Source organism: uncultured Tissierella sp., assembly GCF_902479755.1.
GTDB classification, from domain to species: domain Bacteria; phylum Bacillota; class Clostridia; order Tissierellales; family Tissierellaceae; genus Tissierella; species Tissierella carlieri.
Window position 1 is genome coordinate 12,104 of sequence record NZ_CABSQO010000046.1, and the last position, 14,903, is coordinate 27,006.

Consider the following 14,903-nt stretch of genomic DNA (forward strand, 5'->3'; position numbering starts at 1 on the left):
ATGGAAGGGTTAGGAATTGAAGTTATAAATGCTTTTATCACTCTTACAGAGAATATTGCAAATAGCAGGACAAATATTTTGAATTTTGGAAGCGAGGATATGACCTTTTATCGTGGTGAAATCCATATTATCAAGATGATCGGTGATTATCCGGGGATTTTTAGCTCAGAGATTGCCAGGCGTTTTGGTATTACCCGTGCTGTTGTTCATAAAACTCTACTCAAATTAGAAGAACGGGATCTTGTAATAAAAGAGCAGGATGAAGAAAATAGAAAACGTCATAATTTGTTTTTGACAGAAAAGGGGCAACTAGCCTATCAGTATCATGAAGAGTATCACAATCAGCATGATAAATCCTTATTTGATTATGTGGATGGATTACCTAGTGATCAATTAGAGGCAATCAAGGACTTTTTAGAACATGCAAATAATTTAATTCAAAATCATGCGTGAAATATGCATAAAATAGGAGGGAAAAATGAAAAGACAAATTATTATTTTACTGTTAAAGTTGATAAAGAACGTAGTTTCTGAGCAAAATATCTTGCATTATCAATACCCATCATTCCAATCATGCAATTAGGATAGCTGACAAATGCTTTTTGTTGGGGGATAATGATTATCAAGAAGGAGTGGTACAGGAGGTAATGACAGACTCAAATATCAAAAAGTATTTTTCCGTCCGTTTTTAAACACTATATACTACTTACGAAGGTATACAAATCCCCGCTTTCGTCTTTTTAGATGAAGTTTAGCATATATTTCATTTGAACTGCATGGCCAAAAGGCGGCTTTGATTTTATTTCAAAGCCGTCTTTTACTTTACATAGAGTTGGATTTTCCTATTTGCATAAGTCCCGTGGAGTAATACCAAACCTTTCTTTGAAAGTTTTTGAAAAGTGGCTTACATTTGTATATCCTACAGCAAAAGCTGTTTCGCTTACATTATGCTTTCCACTCTCAAGTAGAGAGAAAGCTTTTTCAAACCGTTGTTCACGAATGAGCTCATATACTGTTTTTCCGAAATGTTGTTTAAATGAACGTTTTAACTTACAATCATTCATCTGTATTATGCGGGATAATTCTAGTAATGTGGGAGGAGATTCCAACCTGTTTAATAGAATTTCACGGGCATACACCAAACGCTCCATATCAGTTTTTGACAGTTGATTAAGGGGATATTTAGAACAATCTTCGCAAAGTAATCTTTCAATATTTATGGACATCAGCTCTAAAATATAGTTTTCAGGTAACAGCTTGTTGAGATTGTCTGATCCTTCAGCAAAACATAAATCTAGTTTTCTTATAATACTCTCTTCCCGTGCATCACCTTTAAAATTGCAGCAATGCACAAGTTTACAAGTTACATATAGACTAATAATAAGAATTTGCTAAAATATAAGAAAATTAAAGTTTGTATCAGAGGTTCTAAAAATAATATTTAGTTTCCTTAAGACGTATCATTTATATTAAACGCCATGTTTATTAAAACTAAAAGTTCTATTGATACCGTATAATTCAGAAAAGAAATTTACGGTATTTTTATCTTATGTTTTGAGTAACTAAAGTTATTTATATGAAGTAATGATTATAAATTGAAATGAGAACACTGAACATTGAAAACTAAATAATACAGTATTGGTAAATGGAAATATTTATCAGTTAATCCATATAAATTTATGATATATGTTATAATTTTCATACAAGTAATTCGTAACAGTAGGGAAATATGAACTAACGATTATTTATTAGTGGGAGGTATTATTATGGATTTTAGGAAAGTTTTTAACAGCATTCCTGAAGAATTTGACAAATGGAGAACCCGTTATTGTGATGAACTTTTCGCTCATGTTGTAGAATACTCAAAGCTCGATTCTGGCAAAACAGCTCTTGAAATTGGTCCTGGAACAGGTCAGGCTACCGAACCGATATTAAAAACAGGCTGTTCGTATTTGGCGATTGAACTTGACGAAAATCTTGCAGAGTATACAAAGAATAAACTTAGTTCAGATGATAATTTTCAAATTGTAAATGCTGATTTTGAAACATATGATCTTAGGCATCACCAATTCGATTTGGTCTATTCAGCCGCGACAATCCAATGGATACCAGAGAAAATCGGATTTCCAAAAGTTTATGATATATTAAAAAGCAATGGAACATTTGCGATGATGTTAACTCGGACAGATGAAAAAAGTGCTAATGAGCCCTTATATTTGAAGAGACAGGAAATATACTCTGAATATTTTCATCCAGAAGCAGAATATACATGCAACTTAAATTACAACAATACTGATAAATATGGATTTATTGATATTGAATGCTGTCATTATCACAAAACAAGAGAACTTAATGCTGATGAGTATGTTTCATGGATAAGGACCATGCTTCTCATATAACTCTGCCAGAGCCATATAAATCAAAATTTTACGCAGGCATCAAGGACGCTATTTTGAGTTTTGGCAATAATATAAAGCTTTATGATACAATAGTTTTGTATTTAGCAAGAAAGCTATAACCTCGCAATATACGTATAAGTATGAAGTTAAATTAATTCACTATCTTAATATAGACTAAAGTAAACATTAAAAAAAATATAATTTATAGTTATACAGCTTAAAGATAAGCTGTTTTTTTATTCTGAAATTGAGAATGTCTGATCAATATATTATAATGGAGGTGAAAATATGGGGTGAGGGGAATTTATTATGGATGTAGGAATAGCAATTGTAATTGCTATTTTACTTGGTAGTGTTTTATCTTTTGCTTTTAATACTTGGAGTGATAACCGTGGATGGAAAAAAGTTGAAAATAAAATTGGAAATACTGATGAAGGTTCTCTATATATCCAACATCAGTAAAATAGTATTCGATTGGGAAAAGGTAATGTCGGAAAATAAAGAACTTAAGGCGGAGAACCAAAATATTGGGGAACAGCTAAATAAAATTACTCTAGATAATAATAAAAGTCCATCAGATAATAAAAATCTCATATATGAAAATAAGAAATTAACTAAAAAACTATTAATCAATGTTATAATTGGCATATAGGCAAATTTTAACAAGTGCATACTTGTAATTATTTCAGAGTTAGTATTGTTTTTGATTAGAAAGGAGGCTATTATGCTTAATTTTGAAATAGATTATCCTTCATCAAATTATAAAAATTATATTGAATCTGTTTATGAATTTTGTAAAAACAATAGATTTTCAATGATTTTAAAGGGGTCTTTAGCAAAAGGCACAGCAACAAAATTTTCTGATATAGACTTAATAATTTTAGGCAACATTGATAGTCATAAAGTTGATGAAATTATTTCACTCTATGGCAATCCAGTAATGATCAATTTTACTGAAAACCCTAAAGGTATATTAATCTTGATTTATCAGGATAACATTTCTGTCGATTTGGACATAAGGGAAGCAATTTCACAACAAGATTTGCAAAACAGTATGGTTCTTTTGAAATATGATACAAACTTTATCATAGATAATAAAGAAATTATAAGAAAACGAGTAGAATCTAATTACATAACTAACAGACCAGAATGGTATAAGGTATTAAGGTTATTGCATAGAGGAACTATAAAGTATCTATCTAATAAAACTGACAGTGCATATGATTTATTAGAAGAAATTAAAGAGAGTCTTATCTCATTGAAAATTACTGATTTAAGTTTCAATAATAATTTTGAAGATGACATAAAATGTATCTTTGATAAATTTTATAAAAAATTTAAAGTGGATTCGCAAATTGAAGTTCTATTTCACAATCTTTTCAAAGAATTTTAGAAACTGAATATTTTTCTAATATTAGATTAGAGGAAGTCTGTTTACTTCGCCTAAATGTTTATATATTTTCAACACTGTTCTAAAACACAGCATAAACCTTTAATAGATACCAGTAAAAAACAGGCTAAACAGAAAAATCAGTTTAGTCTATTTTATATGCTAAAAATTAAATAGATAAAAAATTTGAAAACCTGCTAAAAAATACTTGATTTTTATTAGTGGGCTTTTATTTCTATATTAAACAGTAAAGAGACCCTACGGAAAGGTCTTTTTATATATTGGAATGTGCTTTACTCAAGAGAAAATGGGTGATAAGATGTTAGCATGTCTAACGCTTAATACTATTATGTTAAATTAATTAAATTAGGTGAAACAAACATAAGAAATAAATTGACTTTTATTTAAAAACTTTTCAAAAAAAGAAGGACTTTGCCAACCCCTTATCGAACTATATAAGCAAAATCTAATGTAAAGGATGATAAATAATGGTAGAGAGCTTATTATTTATAGCTAGAGATTTATTAAGTTCTTTATGAGTTATGGAATTCACAGAAGGTGAAAAGGATTATATACTAGAGATATAATTATAGTAAAGGGGTATGGATATGAGTAATAAAGTTGGAATTTTAACGGATTTTCGCAAAAAACATCGGAGGACCATAAGTTTAATCATAACTATATTAATTGTTGGTTATTTTATTTTTAAAAGATTTTTTTATAACTACTATGAAGAATATCTAGGAAATGATTTTATTTTTTATATCATCACAATGATAGTTGGACTAGATTTGATATTTGAGATTATTGTACGTTATTATAAAAAAAGAAAACCTAATTAGATTTTTTTATTGTTGTGTGCCCAGCTTTCTTTTGATTATTAAAATAATATAGCAACTTTGTTTATGAATAAAAAAGATAGGAATATTATTTCCTATCTTTTCTCATATATTCTACTGTTCATGCGAGTAGTAATGGTGCCGGTGGCCGGACTCGAACCGGCACGGTGTCGCCACCGGTGGATTTTGAGTCCACTACGTCTGCCAATTCCATCACACCGGCAAAACTATTACAAAGAATATAATAGCACATAATCAATAATTAATCAATATTTTTATTTTGCTTTGTTTACTCAAACCATCTTTTGAGATATACTAGAAGAATGGAGTATAGAATGGAGTGATAAGATGGATAAGAAAAGAATAATAATTATAGATGGTAGCTCTTTGCTACACAGAGCATTTTATGCTTTGCCATTATTGTCCACTAAAAATGGAATATATACCAATGGCATATATGGATTTCTGACTATGTTATATAAAGTACAAGAAGAGAAAAAACCAGACTATATCTGTGTAGCTTTTGATAAAAAAGGCCCTACTTTTAGACATGAGGAGTACGATAAATATAAAGCTCATAGGCAATCTACACCTTCAGAATTAGTACAGCAATTTCCAATTATAAGGGAAATTCTAGATGCTATGAAGGTTCGTCATTTAGAGCTAACTGGTTTTGAGGCAGACGATATTGCAGGAACTTTAGCAAAAATGGGTGAAGAAAGTTCGTTAGAAGTTATTTTAGTTACTGGAGATAAGGATTATCTTCAATTAGCAACAGATAATACTAAAGTTTTAATTACAAGAAAAGGAATTACTGAATTAGAAGAGTTTGATAGGAATATAATAATAGAGAAATATGGAATTACTCCCGAACAACTTATAGATTTAAAGGGTCTAATGGGAGATCAATCCGATAATATCCCAGGAGTACCAGGAATTGGAGAAAAAACGGGACTAAAATTATTAAAAGAATATGGTACAATTGAAAATATCTATGAAAATATAGAGAATATTAGTGGGAAAAAATTAAAGGAAAACCTAATTGAAAACAAACATCTTGCATTTTTAAGTAAAAAACTTGGCGAGATCATGACTGCTGTACCTATGGACATAAGTTTTGAGGAACTAAAGATTGCAGAGCCTGATTGGGAAAACTTAAAGAGGCTTTATAAAGAGTTAGAATTCAATAGTTTGCTTGGAAAGTTTTCTGATGATTTCACAGATAATAATGAGGAAACAAGTATAAACCTTGAATATAGTATGATAGGTGAATTAGATTATAATGAGTTAATCCATACAATTAAAAAGGAAGGAAAATTTGGATTTAAGTTTATTATATCTAATGATAATTATATTGAGGATAAAATAGTAGCATTAGGTATCAAAACTCAAGGTGTTCCAACTAAAATTGTTTATCTACAAGAAGATAAAAAGAACTTTATAGATAGCTTTAAATTAATTTTTGAAGATAAGTCTATTGAAAAAATAGGGCATAATTTAAAATCTGATATAGTAATATTATCAAGATTAGGAATTAAGATAGATAATATTACTTTTGACTCTATGATAGCTCAATATTTAATTAATCCTGCTCAATCTTCATATACTATAAATGAGATTAGCAAAGAATACTTGAATGTCTATGGTATGGATGAAGAATCTTTATTGGGGAAAGGTAAGAGTAAAAGAAGTTTTAGTGATTTATGTGAAGAAGAGATAGGAAATTGTCTTTCATTTACATTAGATACAATATTGAATGTAGAGTCTAAGATGAAAGAGATTATTAAAGAGCAAGAGATGTTAGACCTCTATTATAATGTTGAGCTACCTTTAGTAGAAGTCCTAGGAAGTATGGAATACTATGGATTTAAGATAGATACAGATGAACTAAAGAAGCTTGGCAAGGAATATGACGAAGAAATAAACTCCTTAACAACTGATATATATACCTTAGCTGATGTAGAATTCAATATCAATTCACCTAAGCAATTAGGAGAAATTTTATTTGATAAGTTATCTTTGCCAATTGTTAAAAAGACTAAAACTGGATATTCAACTGATGCAGAGGTTTTAGATAAACTAAAGGATCAACATCCTATCGTTGATAAAGTTCTTAGATATAGACAGATAGTAAAGCTAAAATCAACTTATATAGATGGACTTTTAAATTTGATTAACAAAGATACCAATAGAGTTCATTCAAGTTTTAATCAGACTATAACTACTACTGGAAGAATAAGTAGTACAGAACCAAACCTACAGAATATACCAATTCGAACAGACGACGGTAGAAAAATTAGGAAAGCTTTTATTGCAGAGAATAATAACTATGTGCTTGTAGATGCTGATTATTCTCAAATAGAACTAAGGGTATTAGCTCATATATCTAAGGATTCTAAATTAATGGAAGCTTTTATTAATAATGAGGATATTCATAGAAAGACTGCTTCAGAAGTATTTAACGTACCTAAGGAAGAGGTTAGCTCTATAATGAGAAGTAGAGCAAAGGCAGTAAATTTTGGAATAGTTTACGGAATTTCAGATTATGGTTTATCTAGAGATTTAAATATTTCAAGAAAAGAGGCTAAGGAATATATTGATAACTATTTAAAAAATTATAAGATGGTTAAAGAATATATGGAAAATATAGTTGAGGAAGGTAAAGAAAAAGGATATGTAGAAACCATTCTTCATAGAAGAAGATATATTCCAGAGCTTAAGGCCAAAAATTTTAATATTAAATCTTTTGGTGAGCGTATAGCTATGAATACACCTATACAAGGCTCAGCAGCAGATATAATAAAGATGGCTATGGTTAAAGTATATAATGAGCTAAAAATAAGGAATCTAAAATCAAGATTGATACTACAAATTCATGATGAGTTGATAATCGAAGCAGAAAAAGATGAAATTGAAGAAGTAAAAGATATAATGAAAAATATAATGGAAAATTCGATAAAGTTAAATGTACCTCTTATAGTAGATTTAGAGGTAGGTGATAGTTGGTATGACACTAAATAGTTGTATATTAATTGGATTGACAGGTGGAATATCTACTGGCAAATCTACAGTTTCTAAAATGATTATAGATAAGGGATATTCATTAATTGATGCAGATAAAGTTGCTAGAGAAGTTGTTGAAATTAATAAACCAGCGTATATAAAGATAGTTGAGGAATTTGGAGAAAAGATATTGCTGGATGATAAATCTATAGATAGAAAAGCACTAGGAAAAATTATCTTTAGCAATAGGGAGTATCGAGAAAGATTAAATACCATTATTCATCCATATATATTTGAAGCCATAAGACTAAAAATAGATGAGTTATCTTTGGAGAAAAGAATTGTATTTTTAGACATTCCTTTATTGTTTGAACAATATGATCTCTGGGAGAAATATAATATTACTTTCGATGAAATATGGTTGGTATATCTAGAGAAGGATATTCAAATAGAAAGATTGATGAAAAGAGATGGAATATCAAAAGAAGAGGCTTTAAAGAAAATGCAAGCACAGATGGATATAAACTATAAAAAAGCAAGGTCTTCCAAGACAATTGATAATAGTGGAGATGTTGAATATTTAAAAGAACAGGTAGATAAATTGTTAAAGGAATTAATCTAATCTTGGAGGGGTTCTTCTATTGTTTAAAACTATAAAAAAGATTAAAAAAATAATTATATTTATAGCTGCTATATTTTTAATACTTACAATAGGGATTATTTTACTAACAACGAATTATCCCATAGGATATAAGAGTATGATAGTAGAATATTCTAAGGAATATGATTTGGATCCATATTTAGTAGCTTCTATAATAAATGTTGAGAGTAAATATGATAAGGATGCTATTTCTCAAAAAGGTGCTAGAGGATTAATGCAAATATCACCTTCAACGGGAAAGTGGGCTAGTGAAGTTTTGGGAATAGATAATTATAGTGAAGATATATTATTTGATCCTGAAACAAATATAAGAATTGGTACTTGGTATCTTGATACTTTGTTCAAGGAATTTGACTATAATTTAGAACTAGTTTTAGCTGCATATAATGCAGGAAGCGGGAATGTAAGTAAATGGCTGAAAGATGAAAAGTATAGTAATGATAGAACTAGCTTGTCTATTATTCCATTTAAGGAGACCGAGGATTATTTAGTAAGGGTAAATCAAAGTTATAAGGTTTATAGTACGTTGTATAAAAAATATATCATGAATCCTAGTGATAAAGATTCTGTTTATATTAATTTACTGCATAATATCAGAAAGATTATAAAAGAAATAATAAGAAACGTGTGATAAGGTGGGGGAAAGATGAAAAACAAAAAATACTTGTGCTTGATTCTTATGATTTTAATAACAGCCACAGCCGTGGGATGTGCACAAAATGAATTAAATGTGGGAAATGATGATATAACTGAAGATAAAAAAATCTCCATTGAATATGATCCTGTGGAAGGGGGTCAAGTAGTTGTCCCTTTAACTAATTTTAATACACTAAATCCATTAATGACAGAGAATAGTAGTTATTATTTTTTTTCCAAACTTATTTTTGAAGGCCTATTCGAGTTTGACAATGACTTAAATATAGTGAATCAATTAGCTGAATCTTATAATATTCTGGATGAGGGGAGAACTATTGAAATAAAATTAAAAGATAATATTTTTTGGCATGATGGTGAGGAATTCAAGCCCGAAGATGTAGTCTTTACAGTAAATACTATTAAATATGCAAGTGCAGATAGTACATACAGACAAATGTTTTTAAATGCAATGGGATCTACCAGCACATCGGATATAAAAAGAATTATGGATATTACTATTACAGGCAGTAATGATATAGTAATTACCTTTGATAGAGCTTTTAGCAATAATCTTGAAGTTCTAACTTTTCCTATAATACCAAAACATGCTTTTACTTCAGGAAAATCAGGTAATAGTGATTACATTAAGGCTTTACAATTAGATGATTATAAGCCAATAGGTACTGGTCCGTTTAAATTCCAAACATATGAAAAGATGAAGGAAATAAGGTTATCAGCAAGCGATAATTATAGAGGTGGTAGGCCGTATATTGATGAGATATTAGGCAGAGTGTTAGAAAGTGAAGAAGATATCTTAACTGCCTTTGAGACAGGACAGATAAATATAGCCACAACTGTAGGCGTTGATTGGGACAAGTATAGTCAAAATAGCAGAATTAAAGCGTTAGAGTTTGTATCCGCAAATTATGAATTTTTAGGATTTAACTTTGGAAAGGAATTATTTTCTGGAGAAAAAGGAGAAGGATTAAGACGAGCTATTGCTTATGGAATAGACAGACAGTCTATTATTCAAAAACTTTACCTAGGACATGGAACACAAACTGATGTGCCTATTCATCCAGATTCTTGGCTGTTATCCGAAAAAGCAAATACTTTTGGTTATAACTTAGATTTAGCAAAGGAAGAATTAAAAAAATTAGGGTGGAAGGATACAAATAACGATGGAATATTAGAAGATGAAAATGGTAAAGGTCTTTCGCTTAAGATTTTAACTAACTCATATAATCTAATGAGACTAAAAACTGCAGAGATGATAAAAGATGATTTGAAAAAATTGGGGATAGATGTTAGTATTTATCCTGAGAATAAGAAGGAAGAAGATATTACAGTAGAAGATATTCAGGGACAGTGGACAGAAGTAAATCAACTTTTAGGAGCTGGTGACTATGATATGACTCTTCTTGGATGGCAATTATCTGTAATTCCAGATTTGTCTTTTGCATTCCATAGCTCACAAATTCCTTATAATACAAATTTTATTAAATACTCTAATCCAAATATGGATGAATTACTTCAAAATGTGTTTCTTAAATCTTCTAGAGATGAAAAAGTGAAGGCATATGATGAATTACAAAGCTTCATAGTAGAGGATTTACCATATATAAGTTTGTTTTTTAAAAACAAGGCTTTGCTAATAGATAGTAAAATAGTAGGAGAGTTAAATCCAGCATTCTTCAACCCATATAAAGGGATAGAAAAATGCTATATACCTAAGGATTTACAATAAATATTCAATAAAAGAAATATACGTGGAAGAAATATGATATTGAAAAAGCTTTAAAAATGTAGTATTATAGTATAGGTAATTTGATTGCAGGAGTGGCGGAACGGCAGACGCGCTATCTTGAGGGGGTAGTAAGCAAAGCTTGTGAGGGTTCAAATCCCTTCTCCTGCACCATAATACATAATAAACTACATCTCCATCTCTGATGGAGTTTTTTTATTGAAATAAAAATCTATTTTAAGTATAAGGAGGTTTCTAAATGAAGAAAGACATAACTAATAAATTAGGAACAGAGAGTGTAGGTAGACTATTATTAAACTTAGCTCTACCAGCGATCATAGCCCAGCTTGTTAATATGCTTTATAATATTGTTGATCGTATATACATAGGTCATATTCCAGGAATAGGAGCGACTGCATTAACAGGTGTAGGCGTAACATTTCCAATTATAATGATTATTACAGCATTTAGTTCACTAATTGGGATGGGTGGTGCTCCAAGAGCTGCAATAAAAATGGGAGAACAAAGAGACGATTTGGCTGAAGAAATACTAGGTAATTGTTTTACGCTTCTAATAGGAATTGCAATTATTCTAACGATTCTTTTCTTAATTACTGGTGAAAGGTTATTAATGATGTTTGGTGCCAGCAGCGAAACAATTAGCTATGGACTTAGTTATTTAAATATATATGTGGCTGGAACCATATTTGTAATGATTACCTTAGGGCTAAATAGCTTTATATCAACTCAAGGATTTTCTAAAATCAGTATGTTAACAGTAGTTATAGGTGCAGTAATTAATATAATTCTAGATCCTATTTTAATATTTGGCTTTAATATGGGAGTACAAGGTGCTGCTATAGCAACAGTAATTTCACAAGCAGTTTCAGCTATCTGGGTTCTTAGATTTATGGTGGGGGAAAAGACAAAACTTAAAATTCATAAGAGATATTTAAAATTGAAAAAAGAAGCTATAATTCCAGTGCTTATGTTAGGAATTTCACCATTTATAATGAACAGTACGGAGAGTCTTTTAAATATCTCTTTAAATGCTTCTTTACAAAAATATGGGGGAGATATTGCAGTAGGAGCAATGACTATTCTTTCAAGTTTAATGCAGATAATGTTTTTACCCTTAGCAGGATTAACTCAAGGGGCCCAGCCAATAATTAGCTATAACTATGGGGCAAAAAATAATGAACGAGTAAAAGAAACCTTTAAATTACTTATTCTGTCCGCTATGATATTTTCACTTGTTTTATGGACTCTTATGATGATATTTCCAAAAGTTTTTGTATCTTTATTTACTAAGGATATAGAACTAATGAATATCACAGTATGGGCAATGAGAATTTATCTAGGAGCAGGAGTTGTACTTGGTGCACAAATTGCTTGCCAGCAAACTTTTATAGCAATAGGACAGGCTAAAATTTCCTTATTTTTGGCATTACTTAGAAAAATCATTTTATTAATTCCTTTAATATATGTTTTACCAATTTTCTTTAAGGATAAAGTATTTGCAGTATTTTTTGCGGAGCCTATAGCAGATATTATAGCAGTTACTGTGACAGTTGTTGTTTTCGCAATACAATTTAAAAAGCTATTACTTGAGAATATATAATATGGCCTTTAAAAAACAAATATATAGAGGGTTTCTTTAAGTAAGATTTATATATAAGTCATCGATCTATTAATATTTAACAAAATAATAGTTGTAGTGATAAGAATTTGATTAGAAAGAAATTTAAAACTATATAAAATATATATTGTTAAATATATAAAAAATAGTCAAATAATTATAGAAAAGTAATTATTATTTGCTATTGTTTGAATATTCTTATACAATTATATTAAGAATAAAAGATTGCTCAATTATATTATTTGATATAACAAATTAAAGAGACCGGGAGGGAAAAATGAGAGAGATTCGTCAATTAAATGAAGAACATATAGATGCGTATACGGATATTGCTTTTAATGCATACCCAAGCTTCAAGAATTTAGAAAAGGATGCAGTAGAAAAATATAAAAAAATAGCTGTGGAAATTATGACAAATGATCCAGATGTAACTTTTTACGGGATGTTTGAAGGTGAAAAGTTAATTGCTGTAATGCGACTTTTTGATTTTAGAATGAATTGTTTTGGAAAGATATTACCTGTGTCAGGTGTTGGTTTTTTAGGTGTGCATTTAATGCATAAAAAAGAAAAGTGTGCTAAAGCTATGATAGAATTTTATGAAGAAATTTATAAGAAGAAAGGTACTCCTATTGGAATGTTATTGCCATTTAGACCAGATTTTTATAAAAGAATGGGCTATGGAATGGGTACAAAGATGAACCAATACAGATTGCCTCCAGATAGAATTCCAGCATACTTCGGAAAAAGCGACTTGAGATACGTAGAAAAAGAGGGCTTTGATAAATTGTTTGATTGTCACAGCAGGGTAGTTGCAAAAAAACATGGAATGATAATGAAAATTGGAGATGAAATAAGAGATCTAAAAAATGACCCATATAACAAAATTATAGCTAATTATGATGAAAAAGGAAATATTAATGGATATCTTGTATTTAAATTCCAAAATGCTAAGGATGGGAATTATACAATAAATAATATTTATATAAAAGAATTGATTTATGAAAATACAGATGTGCTTAAGAAACTTCTGGGCTTTCTTCGAAAGCAGGATGATCAGGTAAATTTAGTTGTGTTCAATACAGAGGATGAGAATTTCTACTATTTATTCGATAATCCTCTTAATGATTCCTTAAATTATATCCCATATGGATATATTGAAAGCAATACTCAGGCAGTAGGTGTAATGTATAAATTATTTGATATTAATCAAGCTTTTGAACAATGTTCCCATAGAAATTATAACAATTCGAATTTGAAGGTAAGGTTTTTGGTATATGATGAATTGAATAATAAAGAAATTGAAATAGTAGTAAACTTTATAGATGGAATTGTAAATACTGATTCGGAAAAGTTTGATGTAACTATGAGAACTAATATGGCAAACTTTTCATCTTTATTCTTAGGCTCTACATCTGTAATAGGAATGTATAATTTAGGACTTTTAGAGCTAGACAACGTAGAGTTTTTGGAGGATATTGATAGAACGTTTTACTGTAGTCAAAAACCAGTTTGTTATACTGATTTTTAAATAATAATGAAAAGTGAATGTTAAAATAAAGAAAAACCCATCTCTAAGTAATTGATTATACTTAAATCAAGGGGGATGCTTTTGTGAAAGTCACTATTTCAGATTTGATAAACTTAGAAAGACTTGGTGCTATGAGGTTTATTGAAGGGAAAAGTCGACTTAATAGGATAGTTATACATTATTGGTTTTAACTTTCGTAATTCAGAGTATTATAATTAGCTGTCCTTAGTTGTTAAAATTTATATCTATAATTAGCTTATAGATGTTTTTAATTAATTGAAGATAGCGATAATCTCTTTTTACAAACTAAAAAATAGATGTGATTATAAATATTTTAGGATTACAATTAAATCTATACTTAAGTAAATAGATGCTTCTATCTAGTAAGAATCAAAATAAGATTAAAACTAGAAAGAAGCATATTTTATTGAAACAATAATAAAAAATAATAGAAAAATTTTCTATATATGATAAACTAATAAGGTGATGATATTTAAAAGAATATGGAGGGATTTATTTGGATATTAAATCTAAAATAAGAGTAATAGAAGATTTCCCAGAGAAAGGTATTAGTTTTAAGGATATAACTACTTTAATAAAGGATGGAGAAGCATTTCAAGAAGTTGTAAATAGAATAGTAGATGATTTAAAAGGAAGGGAAGTTGATTATATAGCTGGACCAGAAGCAAGAGGATTTTTACTTGGTGCAGCTGTTGCCTATGCTCTGGGTATAGGATTTATTCCTATTAGAAAGCCGGGGAAATTACCAGCAGAAACAGTTAAACATGAATATGAACTAGAATATGGTAATAACACACTTGAAATACATTTTGATGCTATTGAGAAAGGTAAAAAGGTTGCTATAGTAGATGACTTGTTAGCTACAGGAGGGACAGTATTATCAGCAGTTAAATTAATAGAATCTATTGGTGGTGAAGTGGTTGCATTAGAGTTTTTAATTGAGTTAGAATTTTTAAAGGGTAGAGATAAATTATCAAATTACCATACGAATTCATTAGTTAAATATGATAGATAGTAAATCTATTATTAATATATATCAATAA

The 14,903-nt window shown here is 29.4% G+C and carries 14 protein-coding genes and 2 tRNA genes; 14 read left to right on the forward strand and 2 right to left on the reverse strand.

Going from position 1 to position 14,903, the window contains the following annotated elements; translation table 11 throughout:
* Positions 1–453 carry a MarR family transcriptional regulator gene (locus RDK80_RS17510; RefSeq protein WP_308525027.1) on the forward strand — a complete coding sequence of 151 codons (453 nt, stop codon included), beginning with the start codon at positions 1–3 and terminating at the stop codon, positions 451–453.
* Positions 454–842: 389 nt separating this feature from the next.
* Here RDK80_RS17510 and RDK80_RS20155 read toward each other — a convergent pair whose 3' ends face one another.
* Complete coding sequence (locus RDK80_RS20155; protein ID WP_374041682.1) at positions 843–1,226, reverse strand: helix-turn-helix domain-containing protein; 384 nt, start codon at positions 1,224–1,226, stop codon at positions 843–845.
* Between the two features lie 540 nt (positions 1,227–1,766).
* Between RDK80_RS20155 and RDK80_RS17515 the strand changes: the two genes are divergently transcribed.
* The 5 genes from RDK80_RS17515 (at position 1,767) to RDK80_RS17535 (ending at position 4,631) form a co-directional block, all read left to right on the forward strand.
* Positions 1,767–2,399, forward strand: a complete 633-nt coding sequence (locus RDK80_RS17515; protein WP_308525028.1) for a class I SAM-dependent methyltransferase — start codon at positions 1,767–1,769, stop codon at positions 2,397–2,399.
* 309 nt (positions 2,400–2,708) lie between these two features.
* Complete coding sequence (locus RDK80_RS17520; protein ID WP_308525029.1) at positions 2,709–2,861, forward strand: hypothetical protein; 153 nt, start codon at positions 2,709–2,711, stop codon at positions 2,859–2,861.
* Positions 2,806–3,051, forward strand: coding sequence for a hypothetical protein (locus RDK80_RS17525; RefSeq protein ID WP_308525030.1), 246 nt, complete (start codon positions 2,806–2,808; stop codon positions 3,049–3,051). Before RDK80_RS17520 ends, RDK80_RS17525 begins: the two co-directional genes overlap by 56 nt.
* 72 nt (positions 3,052–3,123) lie before the next feature.
* On the forward strand, positions 3,124–3,792 hold the full coding sequence (locus tag RDK80_RS17530) for a nucleotidyltransferase domain-containing protein (protein WP_308525031.1): 669 nt from the start codon (positions 3,124–3,126) through the stop codon (positions 3,790–3,792).
* Between the two features lie 605 nt (positions 3,793–4,397).
* Entirely contained in the window at positions 4,398–4,631 is a 234-nt protein-coding gene (locus RDK80_RS17535) for a hypothetical protein (protein WP_308525032.1), read from the forward strand.
* Between the two features lie 133 nt (positions 4,632–4,764).
* Here the strand turns inward: RDK80_RS17535 and RDK80_RS17540 are convergent.
* Positions 4,765–4,851, reverse strand: a tRNA-Leu gene (locus tag RDK80_RS17540).
* Between the two features lie 125 nt (positions 4,852–4,976).
* On the opposite strand from RDK80_RS17540, the gene polA reads away from it, so the two are divergent.
* The 8 genes from polA (at position 4,977) to RDK80_RS17580 (ending at position 14,875) form a co-directional block, all read left to right on the forward strand.
* Positions 4,977–7,649, forward strand: coding sequence for a DNA polymerase I (gene polA / locus RDK80_RS17545; protein WP_308525033.1), 2,673 nt, complete (start codon positions 4,977–4,979; stop codon positions 7,647–7,649).
* On the forward strand, positions 7,636–8,253 hold the full coding sequence (gene coaE / locus RDK80_RS17550; RefSeq protein WP_308525034.1) for a dephospho-CoA kinase: 618 nt from the start codon (positions 7,636–7,638) through the stop codon (positions 8,251–8,253). Before polA ends, coaE begins: the two co-directional genes overlap by 14 nt.
* Positions 8,254–8,272: 19 nt before the next feature.
* Positions 8,273–8,923, forward strand: coding sequence for a lytic transglycosylase domain-containing protein (locus RDK80_RS17555; RefSeq protein WP_308525035.1), 651 nt, complete (start codon positions 8,273–8,275; stop codon positions 8,921–8,923).
* A gap of 15 nt (positions 8,924–8,938) precedes the next feature.
* A complete protein-coding gene (locus RDK80_RS17560) occupies positions 8,939–10,675 on the forward strand; it encodes a peptide ABC transporter substrate-binding protein (protein WP_308525036.1) in 1,737 nt (578 codons plus the stop codon).
* 86 nt (positions 10,676–10,761) lie between these two features.
* Positions 10,762–10,846 (forward strand) — tRNA-Leu (locus RDK80_RS17565).
* A gap of 85 nt (positions 10,847–10,931) precedes the next feature.
* The gene (locus tag RDK80_RS17570; protein ID WP_308525037.1) at positions 10,932–12,293 is read left to right on the forward strand and encodes an MATE family efflux transporter; all 1,362 of its coding nucleotides are present in this window, start codon (positions 10,932–10,934) and stop codon (positions 12,291–12,293) included.
* Between the two features lie 295 nt (positions 12,294–12,588).
* A complete protein-coding gene (gene eis / locus RDK80_RS17575) occupies positions 12,589–13,839 on the forward strand; it encodes an enhanced intracellular survival protein Eis (protein ID WP_094899357.1) in 1,251 nt (416 codons plus the stop codon).
* A gap of 517 nt (positions 13,840–14,356) precedes the next feature.
* The gene (locus RDK80_RS17580; RefSeq protein ID WP_094899359.1) at positions 14,357–14,875 is read left to right on the forward strand and encodes an adenine phosphoribosyltransferase; all 519 of its coding nucleotides are present in this window, start codon (positions 14,357–14,359) and stop codon (positions 14,873–14,875) included.
* Positions 14,876–14,903 lie beyond the last annotated feature (28 nt).